Origin of the sequence: Arthrobacter sp. NPDC056493, assembly GCF_042795115.1 — a bacterium.
Taxonomy (GTDB): Bacteria; Actinomycetota; Actinomycetes; order Actinomycetales; family Micrococcaceae; genus Arthrobacter.
In genome coordinates this window covers 1-25,250 of record NZ_JBHTSL010000046.1, presented here as the reverse complement: position 1 = coordinate 25,250, position 25,250 = coordinate 1, and the positions used below count along the sequence as shown (strand labels likewise).

Annotated in this window: 25 protein-coding genes; 11 read left to right on the top strand and 14 right to left on the bottom strand. The window is 67.3% G+C overall.

Annotated features, from left to right (window positions below; genetic code table 11):
• The first annotated feature begins 249 nt into the window (after window positions 1-249).
• Both ACFQ50_RS17255 and ACFQ50_RS17250 read left to right on the top strand, forming a co-directional pair.
• Entirely contained in the window at window positions 250-867 is a 618-nt protein-coding gene (locus ACFQ50_RS17255; protein ID WP_377996869.1) for a TetR/AcrR family transcriptional regulator, read from the top strand.
• A gap of 64 nt (window positions 868-931) precedes the next feature.
• On the top strand, window positions 932-1,765 hold the full coding sequence (locus tag ACFQ50_RS17250) for a DUF427 domain-containing protein (RefSeq protein WP_377996868.1): 834 nt from the start codon (window positions 932-934) through the stop codon (window positions 1,763-1,765).
• A gap of 310 nt (window positions 1,766-2,075) precedes the next feature.
• Here ACFQ50_RS17250 and ACFQ50_RS17245 read toward each other — a convergent pair whose 3' ends face one another.
• Window positions 2,076-2,483: a VOC family protein gene (locus ACFQ50_RS17245; protein ID WP_377996867.1), complete on the bottom strand. Its 408-nt coding sequence runs from the start codon at window positions 2,481-2,483 to the stop codon at window positions 2,076-2,078.
• A gap of 242 nt (window positions 2,484-2,725) precedes the next feature.
• Complete coding sequence (gene paaZ / locus ACFQ50_RS17240; RefSeq protein ID WP_377996866.1) at window positions 2,726-4,837, bottom strand: phenylacetic acid degradation bifunctional protein PaaZ; 2,112 nt, start codon at window positions 4,835-4,837, stop codon at window positions 2,726-2,728.
• Between the two features lie 274 nt (window positions 4,838-5,111).
• Between paaZ and ACFQ50_RS17235 the strand changes: the two genes are divergently transcribed.
• The 4 genes from ACFQ50_RS17235 (at window position 5,112) to ACFQ50_RS17220 (ending at window position 8,263) form a co-directional block, all read left to right on the top strand.
• Window positions 5,112-5,465, top strand: coding sequence for a PaaI family thioesterase (locus tag ACFQ50_RS17235; RefSeq protein WP_377996885.1), 354 nt, complete (start codon window positions 5,112-5,114; stop codon window positions 5,463-5,465).
• A 72-nt stretch (window positions 5,466-5,537) separates the two neighbouring features.
• A complete protein-coding gene (locus ACFQ50_RS17230; RefSeq protein ID WP_377996865.1) occupies window positions 5,538-6,287 on the top strand; it encodes an ABC transporter permease in 750 nt (249 codons plus the stop codon).
• A 200-nt stretch (window positions 6,288-6,487) separates the two neighbouring features.
• A complete protein-coding gene (locus tag ACFQ50_RS17225) occupies window positions 6,488-7,822 on the top strand; it encodes a choice-of-anchor Q domain-containing protein (protein WP_377996864.1) in 1,335 nt (444 codons plus the stop codon).
• 144 nt (window positions 7,823-7,966) lie between these two features.
• Complete coding sequence (locus ACFQ50_RS17220) at window positions 7,967-8,263, top strand: antibiotic biosynthesis monooxygenase family protein (protein WP_377996863.1); 297 nt, start codon at window positions 7,967-7,969, stop codon at window positions 8,261-8,263.
• On the opposite strand, the gene ACFQ50_RS17215 is transcribed toward ACFQ50_RS17220, so the two are convergent.
• Together ACFQ50_RS17215 and ACFQ50_RS17210 are read right to left on the bottom strand one after the other, a co-directional pair.
• Window positions 8,260-10,353, bottom strand: a complete 2,094-nt coding sequence (locus tag ACFQ50_RS17215; protein ID WP_377996862.1) for a S1 family peptidase — start codon at window positions 10,351-10,353, stop codon at window positions 8,260-8,262. The two genes, ACFQ50_RS17220 and ACFQ50_RS17215, sit on opposite strands and share 4 nt — an antisense overlap.
• Complete coding sequence (locus tag ACFQ50_RS17210; RefSeq protein ID WP_377996861.1) at window positions 10,350-11,057, bottom strand: tyrosine-protein phosphatase; 708 nt, start codon at window positions 11,055-11,057, stop codon at window positions 10,350-10,352. The genes ACFQ50_RS17215 and ACFQ50_RS17210 overlap by 4 nt, the downstream gene beginning before the upstream one ends.
• A 167-nt stretch (window positions 11,058-11,224) precedes the next feature.
• Between ACFQ50_RS17210 and ACFQ50_RS17205 the strand changes: the two genes are divergently transcribed.
• From ACFQ50_RS17205 to ACFQ50_RS17195, 3 genes are all read left to right on the top strand, one after another.
• Entirely contained in the window at window positions 11,225-12,076 is an 852-nt protein-coding gene (locus ACFQ50_RS17205; protein ID WP_377996860.1) for an SGNH/GDSL hydrolase family protein, read from the top strand.
• 157 nt (window positions 12,077-12,233) lie between these two features.
• The gene (locus tag ACFQ50_RS17200) at window positions 12,234-12,665 is read left to right on the top strand and encodes an SRPBCC family protein (RefSeq protein ID WP_377996859.1); all 432 of its coding nucleotides are present in this window, start codon (window positions 12,234-12,236) and stop codon (window positions 12,663-12,665) included.
• Window positions 12,666-12,713: 48 nt separating this feature from the next.
• On the top strand, window positions 12,714-12,953 hold the full coding sequence (locus ACFQ50_RS17195; RefSeq protein WP_377996858.1) for a DUF6480 family protein: 240 nt from the start codon (window positions 12,714-12,716) through the stop codon (window positions 12,951-12,953).
• Window positions 12,954-12,976: 23 nt separating this feature from the next.
• Here the strand turns inward: ACFQ50_RS17195 and ACFQ50_RS17190 are convergent, their stop codons facing one another.
• The 7 genes from ACFQ50_RS17190 to ACFQ50_RS17160 all read right to left on the bottom strand — a co-directional run bounded on the left by ACFQ50_RS17190 (window position 12,977) and on the right by ACFQ50_RS17160 (window position 20,858).
• Window positions 12,977-13,831: a 3-hydroxyacyl-CoA dehydrogenase family protein gene (locus tag ACFQ50_RS17190; protein ID WP_377996857.1), complete on the bottom strand. Its 855-nt coding sequence runs from the start codon at window positions 13,829-13,831 to the stop codon at window positions 12,977-12,979.
• Window positions 13,828-14,610 carry an enoyl-CoA hydratase/isomerase family protein gene (locus ACFQ50_RS17185; protein WP_377996856.1) on the bottom strand — a complete coding sequence of 261 codons (783 nt, stop codon included), beginning with the start codon at window positions 14,608-14,610 and terminating at the stop codon, window positions 13,828-13,830. Before ACFQ50_RS17185 ends, ACFQ50_RS17190 begins: the two co-directional genes overlap by 4 nt.
• A gap of 29 nt (window positions 14,611-14,639) precedes the next feature.
• On the bottom strand, window positions 14,640-15,851 hold the full coding sequence (locus ACFQ50_RS17180; RefSeq protein WP_377996855.1) for a thiolase family protein: 1,212 nt from the start codon (window positions 15,849-15,851) through the stop codon (window positions 14,640-14,642).
• Between the two features lie 218 nt (window positions 15,852-16,069).
• On the bottom strand, window positions 16,070-16,528 hold the full coding sequence (locus ACFQ50_RS17175) for a ribose-5-phosphate isomerase (protein WP_377996854.1): 459 nt from the start codon (window positions 16,526-16,528) through the stop codon (window positions 16,070-16,072).
• A 35-nt stretch (window positions 16,529-16,563) separates the two neighbouring features.
• A complete protein-coding gene (locus ACFQ50_RS17170; RefSeq protein WP_377996853.1) occupies window positions 16,564-18,288 on the bottom strand; it encodes a dihydroxyacetone kinase family protein in 1,725 nt (574 codons plus the stop codon).
• 33 nt (window positions 18,289-18,321) lie between these two features.
• The gene (locus ACFQ50_RS17165; protein ID WP_377996852.1) at window positions 18,322-19,626 is read right to left on the bottom strand and encodes an RbtT/DalT/CsbX family MFS transporter; all 1,305 of its coding nucleotides are present in this window, start codon (window positions 19,624-19,626) and stop codon (window positions 18,322-18,324) included.
• 104 nt (window positions 19,627-19,730) lie between these two features.
• The gene (locus ACFQ50_RS17160; protein ID WP_377996851.1) at window positions 19,731-20,858 is read right to left on the bottom strand and encodes a zinc-binding dehydrogenase; all 1,128 of its coding nucleotides are present in this window, start codon (window positions 20,856-20,858) and stop codon (window positions 19,731-19,733) included.
• A 161-nt stretch (window positions 20,859-21,019) separates the two neighbouring features.
• Between ACFQ50_RS17160 and ACFQ50_RS17155 the strand changes: the two genes are divergently transcribed.
• Complete coding sequence (locus tag ACFQ50_RS17155) at window positions 21,020-21,985, top strand: sugar-binding transcriptional regulator (RefSeq protein ID WP_377996850.1); 966 nt, start codon at window positions 21,020-21,022, stop codon at window positions 21,983-21,985.
• Between the two features lie 50 nt (window positions 21,986-22,035).
• Here the strand turns inward: ACFQ50_RS17155 and ACFQ50_RS17150 are convergent, their stop codons facing one another.
• From ACFQ50_RS17150 to ACFQ50_RS17140, 3 genes are all read right to left on the bottom strand, one after another.
• Entirely contained in the window at window positions 22,036-23,571 is a 1,536-nt protein-coding gene (locus ACFQ50_RS17150) for an FGGY-family carbohydrate kinase (RefSeq protein WP_377996849.1), read from the bottom strand.
• 172 nt (window positions 23,572-23,743) lie between these two features.
• The gene (locus tag ACFQ50_RS17145; protein ID WP_377996848.1) at window positions 23,744-24,391 is read right to left on the bottom strand and encodes a pentapeptide repeat-containing protein; all 648 of its coding nucleotides are present in this window, start codon (window positions 24,389-24,391) and stop codon (window positions 23,744-23,746) included.
• A gap of 41 nt (window positions 24,392-24,432) precedes the next feature.
• The gene (locus ACFQ50_RS17140) at window positions 24,433-24,891 is read right to left on the bottom strand and encodes an SRPBCC family protein (protein ID WP_377996847.1); all 459 of its coding nucleotides are present in this window, start codon (window positions 24,889-24,891) and stop codon (window positions 24,433-24,435) included.
• 137 nt (window positions 24,892-25,028) lie between these two features.
• Between ACFQ50_RS17140 and ACFQ50_RS17135 the strand changes: the two genes are divergently transcribed.
• Window positions 25,029-25,205 carry a CsbD family protein gene (locus ACFQ50_RS17135; RefSeq protein ID WP_003797692.1) on the top strand — a complete coding sequence of 59 codons (177 nt, stop codon included), beginning with the start codon at window positions 25,029-25,031 and terminating at the stop codon, window positions 25,203-25,205.
• Window positions 25,206-25,250: the final 45 nt, after the last annotated feature.

The window sequence follows — 25,250 nt, the reverse complement described above, 5'->3', positions numbered from 1 at the left end:
TTGGGGGCACAAGCGCCTTTGCCGGCCCCGGTCGTCAACCCCTATGTGCGGTTTCGAGACCAAATCATGACCACGAGGACCTCCTTGTCCCGTGGCGTCAGCTGTTCCGCGGCGATTCCCCAATGAGAACCAACTATGGGTGCGGACCCTGCGAAAAACTGGTGCCCGCGGGGCGGAGACCCTCCAAATTGGCGGTCCGCCGGCAGCAGATTGCTTCGATGACCGAACGTTCATGAGAAAATAGCCGGTATGCCTAGTACAGAAGCCAGCACAGCAGCCCCCACCAAACGCGGCCGTCCGGGCTACGACCAGCAGTCTGTGCTGCTGATCGCCGTCGATGTCTTCAACCGCCACGGTTACGATGCCACATCCATGGGCATCCTCGCCGAAAACCTGGGCATCTCCAAGTCGGCGATCTACCATCATGTGCCATCCAAGGGCGACCTGTTGAAGCTCGCCCTGGACCACGCGCTCGGTGGCCTGGAGGCCATCCTGGAACAGCCGGGGGCCACCTCGGGGGCTGCGGACGCGCGGCTGGAGTTCGTGCTGCGCCAGACCATCGCCGTGCTGGTGGAGCGGCTGCCCTTCGTCACGCTGCTGCTGCGGCTGCGCGGCAACACGGACATCGAGCGCAACGCCATGGAACGCCGCCGCGCCTTCGACCACAAGGTGGCAGGGCTGATCTCCGCCGCCCGCGACGAGGGATCGCTGCGCCAGGACATCGACCCCCGCACCGTCACCCGGCTCCTGTTCGGAACCATCAACTCGATCGTTGAGTGGTACAAGCCGGGCGGGTCGCTCTCGCCGGAAAAGCTGGCCGACGACGTCATCACCATGGCCTTCGACGGCCTGCACGCCAAGCCCTGAGCCGGGCCCCGGCCATCAACAATTAGGCGTTGACGCCGGGCGTCCGGATGCCCACCCTGAATGCATGGCCACGAAACTGTCGGATCTTCTGTTCGGCGTATTCCCCGATCTCCGGTACCAGCCCACCTCCAAGAGGATCCGCGCGGGCATCGACGGAAGCCCCGTCGTCGACACCCAGGAAGCCCTGCTGGTGTGGGAACCGAAACGCGTCACCCCGGTGTACGCCGTTCCCGAGAAGGATTTGCTGGCGCGGCTCGAGCCGCCCGCGGCCGAGGGGGACGGCGGCCCTGACGAGTTTCCCGTCCGGCTGTCGGCCGATGCACCGCAGGCGCTGGACCCGCGGACCGGGTTCCGGCGGCATACGGCGGACGGCGAGGAGCTCGACGTCGTGGCATCCGCGTTCCATGTTCCCCGGGCAGCCTTCCGGCTCACCGATCCGGACCTGGAAGGGTACGTCATCCTTGATTTCGGCGCCTTCCACTGGCTTGAGGACCACGAGGAGATCATCGGCCACCCGCGGGACCCGTTCCACCGCGTGGACATCCGCGCCACCCTGCGGCACATCGAAGTGAAGCTCGACGGCGTGACGCTCGCCGGCACTGTGGGGGCCCAGCTGCTGTACGAAACGATGCTTCCCGTGCGGTACTACATCCCGGCCCAGGACGTCCGGCTGGACCTGCTCGAGGCCAGCCCGCACCGGACCGTCTGCCCCTACAAGGGCGAGGCCAGGTACTGGAGCTACCCCGAGTCATCCAAGGGCAGGAACATCGCCTGGGCCTACGACTCGCGGTTCATCGACGCGCGGCAAATCCACGGGCTGGTCTGCTTCTTCAACGAGCGCGCCGACGTGTATGTGGACGGCGAGCCGCAGGAGCATCCGATCACCCCCTGGTCCTGAACGCTCCCTCACCTTTCGCCGCCTTTCCCCCAACCCTTCCTCACCTTTCGCCGCCTTTCCCCCAACGCTCCCTCACCTTTCGCCGCCTTTCCCCCAACCCTTCCTCACCTTTCGCGGCCCAAAACCAAACCCTCCCTCACCTTTCGCCGCCTTTCCCCCAACCCTCCCTCACCTTTCGCCGCCTTTCCCCCAACCCTCCCTCACCTTTCGCCGCGTTTTCCCCAACCCTCCCTCACCTTTCGCGGCCCAAAACCAAACCCTCCCTCAGCTAGGTGAGGAAGGGTTTGAGGGCCTGCGACGGCAGGGCGGATCAGAGCTGGTACTCAGCCTGTGTTCCGAGCCTCTCGTGAACGCAGAGGATGTTGTTTTCGGTGTCCATGAACCAGGCGCATTTCTCGGCGTCGGTTGTACAGATGTGGTGGTCAGTCTTCAATTCCGGGAGGTCGTAGTCCTGGAACCGAACGCCCCTGGACTCCATGTCCTGGACGGTCCGTTCAATGTCAGTGACTTCGAAACTCAATGTGGTGTGATCGGAATGCTTTCCGTCTCTGACGGGCATCAACTGCAGCATGGGGCCGTCAGCGTTGCCGAATAAATCGCTTCCATCCTCAGCCTTGCCACGATGTGGGAGGCCCAACGTTTCCGCGTAGAATCCGCGGGCGCGGTCCGGATCATCGACAGGCAGGATGGTTGTGGCTGTTCTTAGTGCTAGGGTCATTTCGCCACCTCCTACGGGGGTCATTTTACGCCCGGAAATCCCCGAAAGATCAGGGGAAATTCCACCATGCCGGCCACCGTTGCGGACGCGTCCCGAAAAACCCGGCAGGACCTGAGGACGCGTCCCGAAAAACCCGGCAGGACCTGAGGACGCGTCCCGAAAAACCCGGCAAGATGTGAGGACGCGTCCGGAAAAACCCGACAGGATGTGAGGGAGCGTCCCAAATGACGGTCAGGATCGGGTTACTTTTCCACCAGGGTGAGGACGTCGTAGGTGGCCACGATTTCGTCGTTCTGGTTGGTCAGGACGGCATCCCAGGCCACCTCGCCGTACTCGTCGGTCTCGCGCGGGGTAATCTTCTTGGCGGTCAGGGTCACCCGGATGGAGTCGCCCGCAGCCACAGGGGTGATGAAGCGCAGGTTCTCCAGCCCGTAGTTGGCCAGGACCGGGCCCGGTGCGGGCTCCACGAACAGTCCCGCAGCCCAGCTCAGCAGCAGGTAGCCGTGCGCCACGATGCCTGGGAAGAACGGGTTGGCCTCCGCGGCCTCCTGGTTGGTGTGGGCGTAGAAGGTGTCGCCGGTCGAACTGGCGAAGGCCGAGATGTCCTCGAGGGCCACCTGCCGCAGGTCGGAGCGGACGGCGTCACCGATGCTGAGCGTCTCCAGCGACTTGCGGAACGGGTGCGTGCCCTCGGTTTCCACCGTGAAGTTGCGGTCGGCGCCGGTGTGCCAGATCCCTGTCACTGCGGTGAGCATGTTCGGCGAGCCCTGGATGGCCGTGCGCTGCATGTGGTGCATCACCGAGCGGATGCCACCCAGCTCCTCACCGCCGCCGGCACGTCCCGGGCCGCCGTGGACCAGGTGCGGGACGGGCGAACCATGGCCTGTCGACGAACGTGCGTCCTCGCGGTTCAGCATGAGCACGCGGCCATGGTGGGCTGCGATGCCCGTCACCAGTTCCTGCGCCACGGACGGATCGTTGGTGCAAACCGAGGCGACCAGGGAGCCGCCGCCGCGGGCGGCGAGCCGGACGGCGTCGGGAATGTCCTTGTACCCGATCACGGACGACACCGGGCCGAACGCCTCCAGCGAGTGCACCGGCTCCGCCTCCGCGTCGGCCCAGCTAAGCACCACCGGGGACATGAAGGCGCCGCCTTCGACGACGCCGGTGGCGCCGTCCGCGCTGGTGACCGACGGCGAATCGAGCGTTCCGTACGCCAGCTCACCGCCGGCGTCGAGCATGGACTGCACCGCTGCCCGGACGTCGGCGAGCTGCTCAAGGGAGGCGAGCGCGCCCATGGTGACGCCCTCAGCGCGCGGATCGCCGAGCACCACGCGCTGCTCCACCCGGGCGCCGATGGCGGCAACGACGGCGGGCACCAGGTCCTGCGGCACGATGGCGCGGCGGATCGCGGTGCACTTCTGCCCGGCCTTGACCGTTATCTCGGTGACCACGGACTTGATGAAGGCGTCGAACTCCGGAGTGCCTTCCACGGCGTCCGGGCCCAGGATGGCGGCGTTGAGCGAGTCGGTCTCGGAGGTGAACCGCACGCCGCCAAGCACCACGTTCGGGTGCGACTTCAGCGACTGTGCGGTGGACGCCGAACCCGTGAAGGCCACGAGGTCGCGGTAGTCGAGCACGTCCAGCAGCCCGCGGACAGATCCCGAAATCAGCTGCAGCGAGCCCTTGGGCAGGATGTTGGATTCGATCATGGCCTTCACCACGGCGGCCGCAACGTAGCCCGTGGGGGTGGCGGGCTTGACGATAGTGGGCACGCCGGCGATGAATGCGGGGGCGAGCTTTTCCAGCATGCCCCAGACCGGGAAGTTGAAGGCGTTGATCTGCACGGCGACGCCCGGGATGCGGGTGTAGATGTGCTCGCCGGCGAACGAGCCGTCCTTGGACAGCACCTCCATGGGCCCGTCCACCACAACCTGCGAGTTGGGAAGCTCGCGCCGGCCCTTGGAGCCGAAGGTGAACAGCACGCCGATGCCGCCGTCGATGTCGATCATCGAGTCGATCTTGGTGGCGCCGGTCTGGGCGGAGAACGCGTAGAAGTGCTCGCGGCGCGCGTTCAGGTACTGCGCCAGCTCTTTGAGCTTGAGGGCACGCTGGTGGAAGGTCAGCTTGCCGAGTTCCGTTTGGCCGGTGGTCCGGCCGTAATCCACGACGGCGGCCAGGTCCAGGCCGTCGGTGCTCACCTTGGCCAGGATCTCCCCCGTACTGGCATCCCGGACGGGAACAGCGGAAGCCGCCGAGCCGGCGTCGGGAGTCCACCAGGAATCCTGCACGAAACTGGGGACGGTTTCCACGGTGTCCAGGGTGGCTTCGGGGGCAGTGGCGGTGGTGGTCATCGTTGACGGGTCCTTCCAACGGGGGACAAATCTGATCCGGCCAGAACATTACTGACCGTCCGTTCGGTAATATGTCTACAGTACATGAATGTGCCCCGCTGCACACTAGTGGCAGTTTCCCACCGGCCACGGGGGAACCGACGCGATCGAACACCAAAACCGAGGAGAGCACGTGAGGCCCGAATCCCGCGACACCAGACTGACCGCAGAAGCACCTGCACGGCCGACGCCCGGGGAGCTGTGGAAGATCACCCTCGGCGAGCTCGACGAAAAGATGGGCGTGAAGATCGTGGAGGAGTCGGTCGAGCGCGTCGTGGCGACCATGCCGGTGGAGGGGAACCGGCAGTCGTTCGGCCTCCTGCACGGCGGCGCTTCGCTGGCCGTGGGCGAGGCCGTGGGATCGTGGGCGGCGGTGATCCACGCCAGCACGCTGGGCAAGACCGCCGTCGGCGTGGACGTCTCCGCCACTCATCACCGGTCCGCCCGGACCGGACTCATCACCATCACGGCCACCCCCATCCACCTCGGCGGCACCCTGACCACGCACGAGGTTCTGATCACCAACGAGGCGGGTCAGCGCCTGTGCACCCTGAGAATCACCAACCTGCTGCTTGCTCCGAGGGCCTGACGCTCGCCAGCAGCGTCCCCACGGCTGCGGCTGCCAGCTGGACCGCGCTGCGGCCCCGGCTAGGCTGATCTGGTGACCGAGCTTGGCAGTCTGACCCCCACCCTGATCGCCGTGGGCCTCCTGATGGCGCTGACGGCCGCCGTCCTCCGCTCTTTCCGCGTTCCGCACGCCTTCGCGCCGGCCATCGCCATCCTCCGCGGCGCGGCGCAGCTCGCCGCCGTCAGCCTGATCCTCGGTGCCGTGATCGCCAGCGCCGAATGGGTGGCCGTGGCGCTGGGCGTCATGTTCACCGTCGCCGCCGTTACCGCCGCACGGCGCCTCGCCTGGTCCTGGCGCCGCCTTGCTGTCGTGGCCGGCTCGATGGCCGCCGGCATCCTCGTGGCCCTGGTCATCGTGTTCGGCACCGGCGCCATCGAGTTCACCTCCCGCTACGCGCTGGCGATCGGCGGGATCGTCGTCGGCAATTCCATGGCGATTGCCGGGCTCGCGGGCCGCAGGTTCAACGAGGCGGTGATCGACCGCTGGGACCAGGTGGAGGGCTGGCTCGCCCTGGGCGCCTCTCCCCGGCAGGCCACCCGCGAGATGGCGCGCGGTGCCGTATATTCCGCCCTCATTCCGACCGTGGACCAGACCAAGACGACAGGCCTGGTCACGCTGCCTGGAGCCTTCGTCGGGGCGATCTTCGGCGGGCTCTCACCGCTGGAGGCGGGCCGGTTCCAGATCGTGGTGCTGGCCTCGATCATGGCGGCCGGGTCGGTCACCGCCATCCTGCTCATCAGCCTGTTGGCCCCAGTCCGCGTACGCCCCGCGCCGCACGCGTAGGAGGCTGCGGTCCGGGTGGACGACGACGGCCCCTCCCGGGTGCCACCGCCCGCCCTGGGAGCACGCCCGGAAGCCCGCCCGGGACGCCCGCCCCATTCCGTTGACATTGCGCCGGGCGCTTTATACTCTGGCCGCTCCGGACCAGAGGCAGCGGCACTGCTGGGCCGGGCCCTATTGTCCGCCTCCCGGCAGGTGCAATCATGAGCTCACGTACCACCAGAAAGACTGTCGCCGCCGCACTGGCGGCTGTCCTCCTACCGGCTCTGCTGGTGGGCTGCGTCTCGACGACGAACCCTACGACGCCGTCCACCCACTACTACGTGAGTGCAGTGGGAAGCGACACCAACTCCGGGACGTCCCCGGATTCGCCGTGGCAGTCGCTGCAGAAAATCAACGACACGGCCTTCAACCCCGGCGATACCCTCAGTTTCCGCAGGGGTGACGAGTGGATCGGGAATGTCGCCTTGGACGAGAGCGGAACACCGGCGTCGGCCATCAGACTGAACGGCTACGGGAAGGGGAACCTGCCCACCATAACCAGCGGGGAAGGCGGAAACTGCTTCCGGCTGGACGGCAGCTACATCGAGGTGGACGGGCTGCGGGCCACAAACTGCGGGTACGCGGGCTTCAACGTCTACGGCGACCACGTGGTGGTGAAGAATTCCGAGGCCTCCGACAACACCGCAGGAATCAAAGTCGGCACGGGCTCGGACTTCGGAAAGTACTTCAACAATGTCCTCACGGACAACAACGTCATGAACGTCAACACGCCCGGAGACCAGTGCGGCACTCCGGAGGCGGCCAACTGCACCGACGATTCCGGCGCGTTCGGCGTGCTCATCAACGGCAACGACAACGAGTTTTCCGGCAACACCGTCACCGGTTCCACGGCGTCCTCCTACGATTTCAGCCGGGACGGAAGCGCCTTCGAGATCTACAACGGCAGCCGCAACAACATCCACCACAACAAGGCCATCAACAACAACGTGTTCTCCGAGATCGGGCGCTCCGGGGGAGCGGCCGACGGCAACGTTTTCCGCTACAACCTCATCCGTTCCTCGTGCGGCGCGGAATGCGCGGAAGCCGCGGGCCTGATCATCCGCGGCCCGGACACAAAGTTCGGCCCCACGAACGGCACCACTTTCGAGTTCAACACGGTGTGGCTGAACGGCAGCCATTCGCGCGGTGTCGTGTGCCATGCACACTGCCCCTCCTCGACCGTCATCCGTGCCAACATCCTCGTGGCCGTGCGGGACGCGCTCTGGATGGACGGGTCCGGCTGGACGGAGCAGGCCAACGTGGTCAACGGCCCCAGCAACGTTCCTCTGGACAACAGCTCGACGACGGCTCCCGCAGAGTTCGTCAATCCCCCCGAAGACCTCCACCTCACCAGCGGCAGCCCGGCGATAGACCGTGCGGGCAGCAGCCCCTCCGGGGTGGACCTGGACCAGGCTTCCGTCCCGCAAAACGGCCAATGCTCGGGATCCGGACAGGCCGACGCCGGCGCTTATGAATACAAGCCGTCCAACTGTTAGCGGGGGCTAAGCCAGCCCGGGCTGGCCGCCGCACACGGCCGTGGGAACCGCCGTCCACGCCGGCACTTCTGTTTGCGTCTTCCGCGGGCCGCGGCGCCGGAAGATAATCAGGTATCCGCACTTCGCCAATGGAGGTGATGCAACGTGCAGGTTTACACGTTGGGAATTTGGCTCATCAGACCGGGCCACGAGGATGACTTTGTGAAGGCCTGGAAGGACATGGCCGATCGAACGCACAAGGAGTTTCCGGGCGGGCGAGGCCTGCTGATGCGTGACCGCGACGTGCCCAACCGGTTCATCAGTACCGGGCCGTGGGCGTCCCTTGAGCAGATCGAACACTGGCGCTCATCGGCGACTTACACCGAGGGCCTCGCGTCGGTCCGCGACATTGTGGAACACTTCGAGCCGCACACCCTGGACGAAGCCGCCACCATCGGCTAACGCTTGCCGCGCCGCCGCACCACTGCCAGCAGCAGGCCACCCAATACCAGCGCCGCGCCTGCGATAGCTGCGGCGAGCGTCAGGCCTGACACCCCCGTGTCCGCGAGCAGTGCGGGAGCCGCTGCGGCGGTGTCCGGGACAGGGTCAGTCGGGCCGCCAGCAGGGAGCACGGCCACAACCGTCGGCTGGGGCGCAGGCACTAGCACTGCCGGTTCGGGGCCCTGTGCGGCCGCCGCCGGTGGGGACGCAACGGGTGGTGCAGTCGCCTCTGGCGCTGTCGGCTTCGGCGGCGGGGTCTGTGCCGCAGGCTCCGGCGCAGTGCGGAACGTGCTCAGCCCGGAGCGGCTGAAGCCGTTCACCGTCTGCGCGGTGAAATCCGGAGCGGGGCCGGGCGCGCTGAAGGCCCAGTTGCCCCCGGCGTCGATGTCCACGTCGAACGGGTCGCTGCCCGGGAAGGTGACCCGGACCTGGGTTCCCGCCGGCACATCGGTGGCCGGGGCCGTGGCCAGCCGGCCGGTGATCCGCTGACCCGGGGCGATCGGCCCTGCCGGCAGGGACCCGGCCAGGACCGGCTTGTTCAGGAACAGCCTCAGCTGGACGCCCGGGAGGACGGCCATCGAATCCTGGAGCGTGGCCGCCACGGCGAAGTTCTCTGCGGAGTCGCTGGAGTTTCCCGCGGAGTGCGTGCCTACGGCGTAGTTTCCGCTGATCCACGGCCCGCCGGAATCACCGCCGCTGGATTGCACGGACCTGGAGAGGAATCCGCTGAAGGATCTCACGTCGGCCGGGTCCCCCGAGCCTCCACCCACAATGTAGATCCCCACCTCGTCCACGGTGCCGCATGACCATCCCGCGGTCCGCCCGGAACGGCAAACGGCCTGCCCCACAAACGGCGGTGCCATGCCCACGATCTTCACGGAGCCGGTTCCGAGGCGGGCAGCATCCTCCCACGTGGTGGCGGCCGGGAGCGGGTCGAGGTCCGGCCGGATGGACTCGATGACCGCGATGTCGTTGCCCGGCGTGCCGGGATTCTCCGGATCAGTGACCCTCGAGTTCCCCGGACCGCCGAACTGGCTGAAACCGAATGTCCCGAGTTCTCCGGTGACCGCATTTTCGGCCGCGAATCCTCCGGCTGGGTCCCCGGCCGGAAGGGTCACCTCGGCGAGCCGCGCGGCGCCGTCGTCGGCACAGTGGCCGGCGGTGAGGACCAAAGGCTTGCCATCGGGGCTGAAGGCGCTGAAGCCCGCGGAACAGACCACCCCGCCGTCGATCCGGTACCCCTGTCCGCCGAAGAAGTCCTCCTCCGGGGCCAGCGGTTCGCCGGACTCGAGGACTACGTTGGCATACTGCTCCACGAATTCCGACGGCGACAGTCGCCCGCCGCTGGCTGGGTCCGCCGACGCCGGAGCCTGGCTGGCCGTGGATTCGGCGCCGTCCGCCTGGGTGCGGTTCGCTACTGTGCCGTTCGCCACTGTGCCGTTCGCTACTGTGCCGTTCGCCTCTGTTGCGGGCGGCGGCTCCGACTGCGGCTCGTTGACCCCGCCCGTGCGGATGATGAACTTGCCATCCGCCTCGGCGACGGCCTGGAGCCCCGCCGGTCCGACCTCTCGGAGGTACGCCTGGTAGAGCTGCCGGACGCTGGCGGCCCGGAGGTCCTTCCCGGTTTGCCCCGTCGCGGTGTTCCCGGCAGCTGGTTCCGGGGCAGTCGTTTCCTGGGCAGTCGTTTCCCGGGCAGCGGTGTTCGGCAAAGCGGTTTTCGCGGCCGCGGTATCCGGCAAAGCGCTTTTCGGTGCAGCGGCCGCACGTTTCCCCCGCGCCGCTGCGGCGTTGAATTCCGCCAGGGTCATGCCCAGGTCCCGCTGAACGGCTTCGGCAAGACCCTCACCGGAAACTCCCGACGCAGCCGGGTCTGTCGGGGACGCAGCCGGGGACGGCACCGCCGGCGAGGTGTCCGCGCCGCTGGCCACCGCCGTCGTCGTGCTTTCCAGGGCGGCGTAAGCGGGCACTGAGGTAAGCGGGGCGCCCAGCGCCACCGCCACCGCGAGGGCAAGTGCGCGCCGGAGTGCGGTGCCGTATACGGGAGAAGTCACAGGGCAACCCTGGCGCCGAGGGCCGCGAGCACTGCTTCCAGCTCCGGCTCCGTGACGCCGCTCCGCAGCAGGAACTCGCGCGTGTTGAGCTCGCGCACGAAGTCCAGGACCCGGGCGCCCCGGTTTTCCAGAAGCGGGGCCAGGGTCTCCTCGTCGAGGTAGCGTTCATGCGGATGCGGCGGCCACATGGTCCGGTGGCGCTCGTTGATGCTGCGCATGGCGGCTTGGTAGCTGGCCACGATCTCGGCATCGCCAGCGCCGGCCAGGTCCTGGAGCATGGCCGCGATCATGCCGCTGCGGTCCCGGCCGGCCGAGCAGTGGATCACGACGCCGCCCGGCGCGGCGGCCACGGCCTTGAAGACGGCGGCGAGACGCTCCGGAAAGAGCCGGGCATTGGCGGCATAGTGCGCGGGATCGTTCAGGTAGGGATCGCACAGAGCCTTGAACTCAGGATTTTCCGGGTCCTCGGTGGGGGCAAGGACCACGTCGAACGCGGCGAGCGCCTGGCCCACTTCCGGATCGCTGGGCCGGCGCTGCCGTTCGCCGGGGTTGCGGAGGTCAATGATCGTGCGGATGCCGTCGCGGTAGGCCTCCTTCCAGCCTGCCTCCGTGAGCCATTCCCGCCGCCCCATCCGGTAGACGGAGCCAGCCACAAGCCAGGCGTTCACCGCCCCGTCCCAGCCGATTTGTCCCCTCGCGTTCACGGAGCCAGCTAACCACACCTGCCCCGGCGGCCGCACGGGGTCCGGTGCAAGTTGCGGCAGATGGCGGGCTGCCGGACGCCTGGTTGCCGGGCCGGGGCGTTGACGGCGGGCGTACTCTTGGACAACGGGGGCGCCGCTCCACGGCCTGAGCGAATATGGGGATTCAGATGACAGCCAAACAGTCTTTGCCACGGCGATTCGCCCGCCTCACCGGGGTCCTCGCGGCGTTGGTCCTGGCCGGCCTGACCGCCGCGCCGGCATCCGCGGACCGGTTCGATACCTACGTGGCGCTGGGCGATTCCTATGCCGCCGGCCAAGGCGCCGGACCGTACGCGGACGCCTGCCTGCGGAGCGGCCACAGCTATCCGGCGCTGCTGGACGCGGCGCGCAAGATCAGCCTGTCCGGAAACAAGGCCTGCAGCGGCGCCACAACAAGCACCGTGCGGGCGGACCAGATTCCCTCGCTGAGTAAGAAGGTGGACCTGGTGACCATCACCGCCGGAGGCAACGACCTGGACTCCATTGGGGCCCTGGTGATCTGTTCTCAGGACTCCGGTCCGGCATGCACCGCCGCCCTGTCCCAGCGGGCGGCCGTCCTGCAGACCGCCCTGAACAATCCGGCGGCAAGCCCGTTCTTCCAGGATCTTCTGGCCATGCTGAACGACGTCAAGGCAAAGGCGCCGCGGGCTGACATCTACGTGACCGGGTACCCGTTGCTGTTCGAGCCCGGCGCTGGCCCGGCCGCCGGCCCGGTGAACGGGCTGACGCAGCAACTGAACGCGGTCATCGCCAACGCCGCCCACACAGCCGACGGCGGCCGATCGAAGGTTAGCTATGTGGACGTGTCGGGCGCGTTTGCCGGGCACGGGGTCGGATCGGCGCAGCCGTGGATCGTGGGGCTGCCGCCGCTCTGCACCGCCTCTTCCACCTGCGGCACGTCGTCCGCCGATATCTTCCACCCCACGGCCGACGGCTACGCCAAGGGCTACGCCGCCTCCATCCGGGCGGCGATCGGGTAGTTCCCGCACGGCCCGGGGCGGCCCGCCCGGACCCCGTCGGCGCGGCCCTCACTGGGGGCGGCGCGGGACTCACTGGGGGCGGCGCGGCCCGCACTGGGGGCGGCGCGGGACTGACCAACCCGGCGTGCCAGGCGGCGCGCGTGACTAGGCTGGTGTCATGATCACAGTCTCGGGCACTGTCGCTTCGTCCCTGCCGGCGCGGACTGCGTTCGCCTACCTCTCCGCGTTCGAACACACCAGCGAGTGGGACCCGGGCACAGCGGTCATGGAGAAGGTGACCGAGGGACCCGTCGCCGTCGGCCATCGATACCATGCCGAGGCGCTGTTCCGGGACAAGCGCCAGCCCATCGAGTACGAGGTCATCGAACTGTTCGACAACCACATCAAGCTCCGGGGAGAACACCGGAATCTCGTGGCCTTCGACTCGATCGACGTGCGGTCACTCACTTCCGGATCCGAGGTGCTGTACACGGCCCAGTTCAGCATCAACTGGCCCTACAAGCTGCTGCAGCCGTTCCTCACTCCGCAGTTCATGAAGCTCCGCGACCCGGCCCTGAACGGGCTCCGGCGGAAACTCGAATCCCTGTAGGCCTGCCGCAAAACTGCAGCAGTCCACACATCAGCAAAGGAGGACTTCGTGAGCAGCCAAAACCCCGATCCCCTGGAAGACCACCTCACCGGGCTGGAACCGGGCGGCGGAGTGCCGCCCGGGGAAACACCTCCTGCTGAAGGCTCCACCGGCGGTCCGCAAGGGCACGACGAGGGCGGACCGCCACGCGGAACGCAGGTGGCCGTGCTGGTGGCTCTCGGCATCGTCGTACTGCTGTGCCTGCTGTTCTTCGTCGGCTACATGATCGTTGTAGGCGGCCTGTTTTAGGCGCCCATGGGTTATTCCGCGGGTCACTCCGCCCAGTCGAAGAACCCCTTGCCGGTCTTGCGCCCCAGTTCGCCGCGGGCCACCTTGTCCCTGAGGATCTGCGGCGGCGCGAAGCGTTCCCCCAGCGTCGAGTGCAGGTATTCGGCGATGCCCAGGCGGACGTCCAGGCCCACGATGTCAGTGGTCTTCAGCGGGCCGGTGGGGTGCTTGTAGCCCAGCACCATGGCGGCGTCGATGTCTTCCGCGGAGGCCACGCCCTCCTCCACCATTCGCATCGCCTCCAGCGCAATCGCCACGCCCAGCCGGGAGGATGCGAATCCCGGGGCATCATTGACGACGACGGCGGTCTTGCCCAGTGCTTCCGTCCAGCCTTTCGCTGCGGCCGCCAGCTCGGATGACGTCTCCTTGGCCACCACCACCTCGATCAGGGTGGAGGCCGGCACGGGATTGAAAAAGTGCAGCCCCACGAAGCTGGCCGGCCGCTGCAGCTGGGCGGCGAGATCGGTCACTGAGAGCGACGACGTGTTCGAGGCCAGGAACGCCCCGGGCGCCAGCCGTTCCTCCACGGCTTTCAGGGCGCTGACCTTCAGCTCGAAGTCCTCCGGGACGGCCTCCACCACCAGGCCGCAGCCAGCGAAGGCCGAATAGTCGGTGGACGTGCTGAACCTCGCCAGAACATCCTCCGGGGTTCCTTCCAGGGCGCCGCGGGAAGCGGACTTGGCGACGGCATCGGCGACGCGGGTGCGGGCGCCGGCGGCAGCATCGCCGTCGCGCTCCACCACCACGACGGTGGCGCCTTTGATGAGGAAGGCATGGGCGATTCCTGCGCCCATCCGGCCGCCGCCGAGGACTCCGACGTGCTGGGGAATGGCGGTCATGACTTGGTCCCGTCTGTGGTGTTCTTTTTGGCTGGGTTCTTCTTGTCCAGGAAGGCCTGCATCCGGTCGAACTTGGCCTGCGACTCGAACAGGATTCCCTGGGCCAGCTGGTCGATCAGCGGGTGCGCCTCCGCCGGGGCGTGGAACACCGATTTGGTGATCCGGACGGCCAGGGGGTCCTGCCGGGCGATGCGGTCAGCCAGCCGGTGGGCCGCGTCCATGAGCTCGGCCGGCTCGTGGAGTTCGGTGACCAGGTTGACGGCGAGGGCCTCGTCAGCCTTCAGCACCCGGCCGGCAAGCAGGATTTCCTTGGCCACCGGCTCCCCCACGAGTTCCTTCAACCGCCAGCTGGCACCGGCAGCGGCCAGGATGCCGAGGCCTGTTTCCGGGTTGCCGATCCGCACCGCGGGGGTGCCGATCCGGAAGTCGGCAGCGTAGGCCAGTTCGGCTCCGCCGCCCAGGCAGTAGCCGTCCAGCGCGGCGATCACCGGCATGGGCAGTTTGGCGATCCGCACAAAGATGGTGGAGTTGATGCCCTGCAGCGCGTCGTCGCGGCGCCGCTCCCGCAACTGCGCGATGTCTGCGCCCGACGCAAAAACGCCGCCGGTGCCGGCGATGATGAGGACCTTGGGGTCCTTTTCCAGCGCGGCGCACACCGCATGGAGCTCGTCCACCATCTGCTGGTCGATCGCGTTGCGGACGTCCGGGCGGTTGAGGAGCACCACCACCCGGTCATCGCGCTCTTCGACCAGGAGGGTGCTGAACTCGTGCGTGCTCAAGTGGCCATTCGCGCTGTCCTGGCCCGGCACTAGACGCGCTCCAGCAGCATGGCCGTGCCCTGGCCCACGCCGATGCACATGGTGGCCAGGCCGATCCGCGCGTCTTCGCGCTCCATCCGGCCCAGCAGGGTGATGGCAATCCTGGAGCCGCTGGAACCCAGCGGGTGTCCCAAAGCGATCGCGCCGCCGTCGTTGTTCACAATGCCGGGGTCCAGCCCAAGGCGCCGCACGCTGGCAAGGGACTGGGTGGCGAAAGCTTCATTAAGTTCGACGGCGCCAAGGTCACCGACGCTGAGCCCGCTCCGTTTGAGCACCTTCTGGGTTGCCGGAACCGGACCGATGCCCATGATTTCCGGCTCACAGCCGGCGGACGCGCCGTCGATGATGCGTGCGCGGGGCGTGAGGCCCAGCCGCTGGACTGCGGCTTCGGAGGCCACGATGATGGCGGAGGCGCCGTCGTTGAGGGAGGACGAGTTGCCGGCCGTGACCACCGAGCCGCCCGGAACCACGGGGCGGAGGCCGGCCAGCACGTCCATGGAGGTGCCCGCGCGCGGACCCTCATCGGTGTCCACCACGGTCTCGGCCTTGCGGGTCTTGACCGTCACCGGGACGATTTCGTCCTTGAAGCGGCCCTCCTCGATGGCCGCCAGTGCCCTTTCGTGGGAACGGACGGCGAAGGCGTCGGCGTCCTCGCGGGAAATATTGTCCACGCGGCCCACTTCCTCGGCGGTTTCCGGCATGGAGAACGTCATTTTGCCGTCCCGCGACAGCTCGCCCTTCGTGAACAGCGGGTTCACGAACCGCCAGCCGATGGAGGTGTCGAAGATGTCGCCGGGCTTCGCGAAGGCGGTCTGCGGCTTCTCCTGAACCCAGGGCGCGCGGCTCATGGACTCCACGCCGCCGGCCACCACGATGTCCGCAGCCCCGGACTTGATCATCTGGCTGGCCATGATGATGGCGCTAAGGCCGGACGAGCAGAGCCGGTTCACGGTGATGCCCGGGATGTGCAGCGGAAGGCCGGCGAGGATAGTGGCCATGCGCGCCACGTTCCGGTTCTCCTCGCCTGCGCCGTTGGCGTTGCCCAGGATGACCTCGTCGATCGCGTCCGGATCCACGCCAGCCCGGGCCACGGCCTCGCGGACCACCAGAGCGGCCAGATCATCGGGCCGGACCGCCGAGAGCGCTCCGCCGTATCGTCCTACCGGGGTGCGGGCACCGCCGACCAGAAAAGCCTCGACCATGAGAACATCCTTTTCGCAGAAGCTGGGCCGGAAGCTGAATAAATTACCGACCGTTCGTTCTATAAAGATTACACGGTGCGGGCAACCGGTCAACGGGACCGGAGTTTTTGTCCAGCTGTCGCGGGTTAACATGCCTCGAAGTCGTGACACGTGGACAAAAACTCCTCAGCCGTCGGGCTCCTTCAGGCGACTCTTCTGGAAGACGGTTCCGCTGGGCCTCAGTCCTCGTAGCCGCAGATCGCGGCAACCTTGTCCGCCGAGGCGCTGCTTTCGTCGAAGGTGTAGCCCACCCACTCCCTGACCAGGCGGCGCGCCAGTTCAAGGCCGATCACGCGCTGGCCCATGCACAGGACCTGGGCGTTGTTGCTGAGTACCGCCCGCTCCACGGAGAAGGAGTCGTGGGCCGTCACGGCGCGGACACCTTTGACCTTGTTGGCGGCAATCGCCACGCCCAGGCCCGTGCCGCACACCAACAGTGCCCGGTCCGCTGCGCCGCTGGCCACCATGCGGGCGGCCTCGACTGCCACATGCGGGTAGGCGGTGTGGCCGTCGGCACCCACGCCGACATCGACGACGTCGGCCACCAGGCCGTGTGCGGCCAGGTCGTTTTTCAGGGCTTCCTTGTATTCGAAGCCGGCGTCATCGGAGCCGACGACGATTCTGAGTTTTTCTGTCATGGTGGGAATCCTTTCGGGGTGGTTGGTCAGAGAGTTCAGGAGGCCAGCGTCCCGCTGCGAAGGCCCGCCAGGTCGCGGACCAGCAGCCCGAACGAGGTGGCGCCCGCATCGGGGGTGCCAATGGATTTTTCAGCCAGCGGGCGGGCGCGGCCCAGCCTGGGCCGCAGGGATGCCGTCGCTTCGGCCTGTTCCACGGCCACCCCGGCCGCGGCCCGCCAGGCGTCAGCGAAAGGGTGGCCCTGCTCGACGCCGTCGGCGAGTTCGCCGGCGAACGGCAGCAGCGCGTCCACGAGGGTCTTGTCCCCCACCGTGGCCCGCCCCAGGTCCAGGATCGCGCCGGAAAACGCCTGGACCGCGGCCACGAAGTCGCCGTCTGTGTAGTCGGCCTTCCCGTCCGTGAGTGACAGACCGGCAGCCTCGAGGGCAGCTCCCCACAGTACTCCGGAGGTGCCGCCGGCGTGCTCCGCCCAGCTCTGGCCAGCCGACTGCAGCACGTAAGCCGCGCCAGCCCCGCCGTCGTATGCCGTCCTGGCAGCCGCGAGAGCGGCGTCAATCCCCTTGACCATGCCGCGGCCGTGGTCGCCGTCGCCCGCCACAGCGTCGATCTCGCCCAGCCGCGCCTCGTTCGCGTGGAGGCTGGCGGCCATGCTTTCAAGGGCACTGAGTGCCGTCCCGGCAAGAACGACGGCGGCCGGGCTCGCTTCCGGGATGGCCCGGGTTTCCCGGACCCCGCCATCGGCGTCCTGCACGTAGCCGGCGGCGGCCGCGATGGGAGCCCGCTGCTTGCGGAATGCCGGGGTGTAGGCGTCAGCTGTCCAGAATGTTTCGAGCTCATCATCGAGCCACATCAGCGTCAGCGACACGCCGCCCATGTCCAGGCTCGTGACGAGTTCGCCGACTTCGGCGTCCACCACTTTCAGTCCCGCCTCCCGCAGCAGCCGCGCCACCGTGCCCCAGAGGAGGAAGAGCTCTTCGTACTTGGTGGTGCCGAGTCCGTTCAGGATGGGTGCCACGCACCTTCCCGCGCCCTGCGGCGCGGCTTCCAGCAGGGACGCGACCAGCAGCTGTGCCAGCTCTGCGGCCGGGGGCATGGCCTGGTCGCGGATACCCGGCTCGCCATGGATGCCCAGCCCCAGGCCCAACTGCCCGTGCGGCACCGTGAACAGCGGCCGCCCGGCCCCCGGCATGGTGCAGCCGGAGAAAGCGACACCGATGGTCCGGGTGGCGGCGTTGGCGGCACGCCCGGCCCGCTCAACGCCGTCGACATCCAGACCGGCCGCCGCAGCGGCGCCGAGCACCTTGAAGACGGAGAAGTCGCCCGCAATACCCCGGCGCTTGTCCTCTTCGGCGGCGGAGGCGACGTCATCCGTGACCACCACGACCCGGGTATCGATGCCCTCCTTGCGCAGGCGCTCCGCGGCGATGCCGAAGTTCATGTTGTCGCCGGCGTAGTTACCGAACGTCAGGACCACGCCCCGGCCTTGGTGGGCAGCCTTCGCAACCGAGTACACCTGCGCCGCCGACGGCGACGTAAACACATTTCCCACGACGGCACCCGTGGCAAATCCGCTGCCGACCAGGCCGGCAAAGGCGGGATAGTGCCCCGAGCCTCCGCCGACGACGACGGCCACCTGCGGTTCGCCGGTGCGCAGCGCCACGGCCCCGCCCGGTACGCCGCGGAGGCGATCTGCGTAGAGGTCAAGGAAGCCGGCGAACTGGTCTTCGGCGAATTCGGCGGGATCGTTGAAAATCCTGGTCATGGGTGATTACTCCAAAATCTTGGTATCGGGGTCTTAGTGGTGGCGCGTGCCGGCGTTGTCCTCCGGCACTTTGAGGAAGGTGGTGAGGATGAAGGCGACGCCGTAAAGCGCCACAAACGCCCAGACCACGCCGGTGTTTCCGCCCCAGGGCAGGACAGCCGCAACGACCGCTGCGCCGAGGAACGCCGCTCCGCCCGCAGCGGTGGTGTACATCGCCATGGCCGCGCCCTTGTGGTCGGGCGTCAGTGCGGGCATGATCGCGCCCATCGGGACGAAGCCTGCCAGCAGGATTCCAAACACGACGCCGGCCAGGACGGACAGCCAGTAGCCCCAGTCGGATCCAGGGGCAACCAGGTGCGGAACGTACCACCAGGCGAGGAGGCCGGCGGCCGAGCCGACGACGCCGAACCAGCGGACAGTACGCTGCCATCCCCACCTGTCGCCGATGGCGCCGAAGACGGCGTTGAAGGAGATGTTGGATGCGTACACGATGACCGTCATCATCAGCCACTGCGTCTGGGACCAGCCGAGTTCGCCGCTGATCACGCCGGGCAGGATCACGAACATGCCGTACTGCGGCGCGGTGTTGATGAGGCGGACGATGAAGCCGGTGAGGATCCGCGGTTCACGCGCCAGGAGCCGGACGCCGCCTGTCAGGACTGCCGCCGCCGACTCCCCCTCGGGGGCCAGCCGCCGGCCGCCCCGCTCTTCCCTGACGCCCAGCCGGGCGATCAGGAAACCGGCGGTGACCAGGCCGATCGAGGCGGCCATCGTCAGGGACTCGCCGCTGTGGCCGCCGCCAAACAGCGGGATGAAGGTCAGGGCAAACAGGGAGCCGAACGTGGGCAGGCCGCCGGTGAACATGACGTAGAACCAGCCCACGGCCGTTCCGTTGCTCTTCCGCGGGGCCACGGTGTTGATCCAGACCAGGAACGCGAAGGCGAACAGCGGATAGCCGAGGCCGCGTAGGAAGTAGCTGGCCATGATTCCGGGGGTGAATCCGGCATTCAGGCTGACCAGGAACAGGATCTCGAACGTGACCCACGCCGCGAAGCCGAGCGCCATGACGCGGCGGGGCCCCACAAGGTCCGAAAGCGCGCCGGAGAGGTAGGAGGCGACCGTCACCGCGACGCCGTACATGGTGATGATGGTGGGGACCAGCATCGCCTGGCCACCAAGCGCCGCTGCCATGTGCGGGGCGATGAAGTTTGATTCGACGCCGTTGCCGGTCATGAAGACCAGGACGCCGAGGAAGCCCCATCGCAGCGGATGCGGAATGCCGAGCCGGTCGAGCAGCCGTTCCCGCGAATCGGCAGCGGGCGTTGCAATTGTGGTCATGGGAAAACGCCTTTGTTTTGGGATGGATGGGTTTTTCGGGGCCCGGCCGGGGCCGGAGCCCCGGCGGGACGCTGTAGCCAGCGTGCCCGTCCGGGCAAGGGTGCCTAGCGGGCCGCGCCGGGCAGGATCGAGACCTTGACGGAGGCGCCGGCGGTGTCACCCACAAGGTCCAGGGCGTCCTGGAACCTGTCCAGCGGGAACTGGTTCGTGCAGATCTCGTCCATGGGCAGGATGCCGGATTCGATCATCTTGATGGCGGCGGGCCAGCAGTGGGGGCCCAGATGCGCGCCGCGAACGTCGAGTTCCTTGTCGTCGCTGATGATGGACCAGTCCACGGAGACGTCCGAGCCGAAGACCGAGTACTCGACGTACGTACCCAGTTTGCGCAACAGGTTCAGCCCCTGGCCCACGGCCGAGGGATGCCCTGTACCCTCGATGTAGACGTCGGCGCCGTAGCCGTCCGTCATGTCCTTGACCAGCTGGACAGCGTCCTCGCGCCCGACGTTGATGACGACGTCGGCTCCGCATTTCCGGGCGAGGGCCAGCTTGTCGTCCGACATGTCCAGGGCGACGACCTTGAGCGGGCTCTTGGCCTTGGCACCGGCGATCATGCCGAGCCCGATCGGACCGCAGCCGGCGATCACCACGACGTCGTTGAACTGGATGTTGGCCCGCTCCACCGCATGCAGGGAGCAGGACAGCGGTTCGGCAAACGCGGCATGCTGGGGCGCCAGTTCCTTGGACACCTTGTGCGCCCGGGCGTTGATGGGTACCACCAGGTAATCGGCCATGGCGCCGTTGTAGTTGCGGAAGCCGAACATGTCGTGCGGACCGCACATCCAGTACTGGCCGCGCTGGCAGTACCGGCACTCTTCGCAGGGCACGATCTGCTCGCAGGCAACGCGGTCGCCAAGTTCCAGTCCGTGATGGGCCAGGGCAGCCGTTCCGCCGCGCACGATAGTTCCGACAAACTCGTGCCCGGGGGTGACCTCCTTCTGCGCCCAGGCGGGACGGTTCTCGTCGCCCCAGAACTTGGCGGCCCCGTGGTAGCACTTGAGGTCGCTGGCACATACGCCCACAGCCTCAACCTTCATGAGCAACTCATCCTCAGTGGGGACCGGAGTTGCCACCTCTTCGAGCGTGTAGTTCTCCGGCCCGTGGCAAATGACTGCCTGCATGACAGCCGGCACCAGGGCCTCGGTTGCAGCCTGCTCTTCGTATGTGGTTGACATGGTTCCCTCCTTGGAACGTGTGATCTGCGTCAATGAATCCAGTCTGGGATCCTTGTGAACAAATGTCAAGAACAAAATTTCTAAGATGATTTTGGCGTGAAATTTTGTTCAAGGGTCCGCTATGATGAAGGCATCTGACACGCGATGAAGGGGACGGATCCATGCGGGACGCCACTGACGACCCGGCTGGCACCAGCAGCAAATTTCCGCTGGAGACGCTGTACCAGGCGGCCAGGATGTATTACCTGGAGGATGCCAACCAGGTCAAGATCTCCGAGGCGCTGGACGTGTCCCGGCCCACCGTCAGCCGCCTCCTCGCCGAGGCGCGGCGGATCGGCCTGGTCAAAATCGAGGTGGTAAATCCGTCCCGGCACGCCTCCGGCTCCCTGGGCGCCGAGCTTGCCGAAGCCCTGTCACTCCAGAAGGTCTACCTGGCCGACGGCGACCAGTCACGCCGGCTTCGGGTGGGGCTGCTCCCCCAGGTCTCCGAGGCCGTCATGGACATGGCACTGGCCCCCGGCGATGTTCTGCTGGCCTCTTCCGGCAGGACCATATATGAGCTCAGCCAGGCCGTGCTGCCGAGACTTCCCGGCGTACTGGTTGCCCCCAGCGTCGGCGGCCAGACCGAGCCGGAGCCGTGGTACCAGACCAACGAAATTGCCCGCGCCATGGCAGAGCACACCGGCGCACACCCCGCATTTCTCTGGACGCAGGCGCTGCCCTCCCCCGAGATGCATCAATTCCTGCAGCAGGACCCGGACTTCCGGCGGATCCAGCGGCTCTGGGAGTCCGCCAAGGGCGCGCTCCTGGGCGTTGGCGCGCCGCCCACCACCCGGAGCTCCATTTCGCGCTTCATTCCCAAGGACGATGACTCCCTGGCGCGCGCCGTGGGCGACATCTGCCTGAACTTCTTCGACGCTCGCGGGGCCCGTGTTGAGTTTCCCGGCAGCGACCGTGTGGTCGCCACTTCAGCGGAGATTCTGCATGCCATTCCGCATACCGTCGGTGTTGCAGTGGGTACCGAAAAGGCCAGCAGCATAGTGGGCGCGGCCAGGGGCGGATACTTGCAGAAACTGGTCACTGACGCTGTCACTGCCAGGGCAGTCCTCGACTACCTGGCGGCCTAGCCCACGCCCATGACCCGGCAGGCCCGCGACACCCGCTCCGCCTGCACGGTTCAGTCCCGCGCGGAACCGGCCGCTCGTTCCTGCATGCCCGCCAGCGCGTGCATGTGCTCACGGTTGCTGGGGTAGAGGCCGCAGAAGGTTGCGTACATCTCCTGATAGACACCCGAGCTTTCCGGCCTGGGCTCAACGCGCCCAGCCGCCTGCATCCAGTCAGTCTCCGGCGCCACCGCCCCGGTGCCGACGGCAGCCAGCAGGGCGTCCCCATAGCTGGCCCCGATGGTCACCCGGGGAACAATCTGCGTCCTGCCCGTGATGTCGCTAGCGATCTGGGACCACAGCCGCGCCTGGAGACCGCCGCCCACGGCCAACAGGCGGGAAACGGGCTCCCCCGCTTCCTCCACCAGGTCCAGCGTCTGCCTCAGGCCCAGGCAGATGCCCTCGAGCGCCGCGCGGAGGAGGTGGCCGCGCCCATGCCTTAGCGTCAGGCCCGTGATCATTCCCCGGGCCGCGGGGTCGAGGATGGGTGTCCGTTCGCCGGCGAAGTATGGGAGCACCAGCAAGCCCTCGGCACCGGCGGGCACCTGGGCGGCTTCGGCGAGGAGGTCGGCCATCGGCGCTCCGCCCATGATCTGCTGCATCCAGGTCAGGAGGCTGCCCGAGGTGGCCATCCCGCCGGACAGGGTCATCGAGCGCGGCTCGACACCCGGAACCGCCCACAGCCGCGGGTGGCTTCTGAACGCCCTGAGCCGTTGCACAAAAAACATGGTGGAGCCATACATCAGCATGGTGTCCCCGGGACGGCGGACTCCAACGCTGTGCGCCTCCACCCATGCATCCACTGTTCCTGCGCAGACTGGCGTCCCAGCCGGAATGCCCGTCAGCGCGGAGGCTTCCGGGGTGACGTGGCCGGCTATTTCAGCGGGCCACAGCAGCCGGGGCAGGGGCAGGTGGCCGGCCACGGCGGCAGCCCGGTCCCCGATCCACTCCAGCTTGTGGATGTCATACAGGGGATCGCACTGGCCTGCTGTGGGGTGATCCATCACGTATTCGCCGGTGAGTTTTTGCACCAGGAACGAACTGCAGGAGTACCAGTACCGTGCGGCAGCGAAGGTCCGCGGCTCGTTCCTGGCTATCCAGCGCAGCTTTGGCCCCACCGACTGCGACGACAGGGCCTTTCCGCCGTCAGCTTCGATCTGCTCTGTGCCGAATTCATCGTTGAGTTCGTCAATTTCCCTTGCAGCCCGGGTGTCCACGCCGTAGAGGATGGCCGGCCGCAGGGGCACCTGGTTGGCGTCCGTGACAACCAGGCACGGCCCCATGCCGCTGACCGCCACCCCTGCGACGCGCCGCGGGTCCTGGCTCGTGAACAGTTGCTCGCAGAGCTGCCGGACTTCTGCCCACCAGGTGTTCTCCGCATCGAATTCCGCCCAGCCCGGCCGGGGCAGGGAGGCAGCGTGGTGCACGGTGGCGGAGTCGAGGATCGTGCCGTCGGACGTGGCCAGCACGGCCTTGCTGCTGCCGGTTCCTATGTCGAGTCCGAGGAACAACCGGCGACCACCTCCCTTGTGGGGCCCGCTGCTGGGCACTGGGGCCATCGTATCCCGCAGCCGGGGGCCGCTTCTTGTCGGCGGGGACGCCTGCCCGCCCCTCCCTGGGAGTTTTTGTCCAGCTGTCGCGGGTTAACATGCCCCGAAGTCGTGACAAGTGGACAAAAACTCCTCAGCCCCGGAGCAGGGGTTCCTCATCGGCTTAGGCCCGTCAGGCCACCACGACGCCCAAATGCGCCGCCAGCAGCGGGGCCAGGAGCCCTAGCTGGTATTCGTCGATCACGACGCCGGCAAGACTGCCCAGGCCGCTGATGCTCCGGAAGTCGGTGCCGCGCAGGTCGAAGTCCTTCAGCTTGGCGCCGGTGAGGTCCAGGCTTCCGATGGTGCAGTTTTTCAGCGCCACCCGGGCGGCGGTGGCGGAGCCGAGGTCCAGTTCGCTGATGATGCAGTCACTGATCTGCACGTCCGCCAGACGCGATCCCCGCAGGTTCAGGTAGTCGATTTTGCCGCCATCGATCCGCACCGACTGCCAGCCGCCCTCGTACAGCTCCGCCGACCCCCACCTGGGGTTGCTGAAGACGACGTCGTGCATCGTGGACCGGGCGGCGTTGAGGACAGGGGCAAAGGCCTCCTCGACAACGCAGTCCCGGAAGGTGGCGCCCCGCAACTGGGCTTCATTGAAGGAGACGCCGGCGAATTCACATTCGGCGAAGGTGATGCCGCTGAGCTCCAGCCCGTCGGCGGCAGCGCGGCTGTACCGCACGCCGTCGTACCGGTCGGCACGCCTGAAGTCCGGCGCGTCGTCATCCCTGAGCCCGTCCAGGGTGACCGGCGCCAGCCTCGGCGGGGTAACCTTCAATGCCGCACCCTGCCGGGGTTTGCCCGCAGACCTTCCCGCCACTAGAGCCGCTCCGCTTTCGCCGCGATCTCGGCCAGATCCTTCGCCAGCGCCTTGCGCGTCAGCTTCATGCCCATCCGTCCAAACAGTGCGAGCATCAGCCGGCTGAATACGGTGGGCCTGAGGACCTCCGCGCCGAAGGTCATGGTCAGGTCAGTCCCGCCGCAGCTCTCTTCCAGCGTGAAGCGGGACGTGTAGTCGGCTCCCCCCTGCAACGCTTTGACCGTAGTGCTGTGCGGCGCATCCGCCTGGGACACCCACATTTCCACGGTTTCGCGCCGGCCCATCATGGACCGCGTCTCCTTCCAGCGGGTCCCTTCGCCGTACGGCCCCTCGCTGACCATCTGGATGGACTCGACCCCGGACAGCGTGGCGGCGGACCCCGGAACATCCGAAATCACCTGCCACACCTTCTCCGGACTGGCGTTGACGTGCTGACTCAGGCTGATGCTGTGATCCATCCTTCGAGCCTAACCGCGGCACCGACATTCTGGGCGCCACAGAAAACGTTGGACCGGGGCTTGAAATAGTAAGCATGCTTCGTGTTAGGCTGAAATGGCTTTGTCAGATCAACCGGCAACGGAAGGTGGTTCCCACCATGGGTATCGGAGACAAGATCCAGAACGCTGCAGAGGACTTCGGCGGCAAGGCGAAGGAAGCCGCCGGCAACGCGACGGACAATGACCGCCTGAAGGCAGAAGGCCAGAAGGACCAGGTGGTGGCCGACGCCAAGAAGGTTGGCGAAGACGTCAAGGACGAATTCAAGCGGGATTAGTACACCACGCTCAACGGCGACGCCGGACTCCCTTGGGGGGAGCCC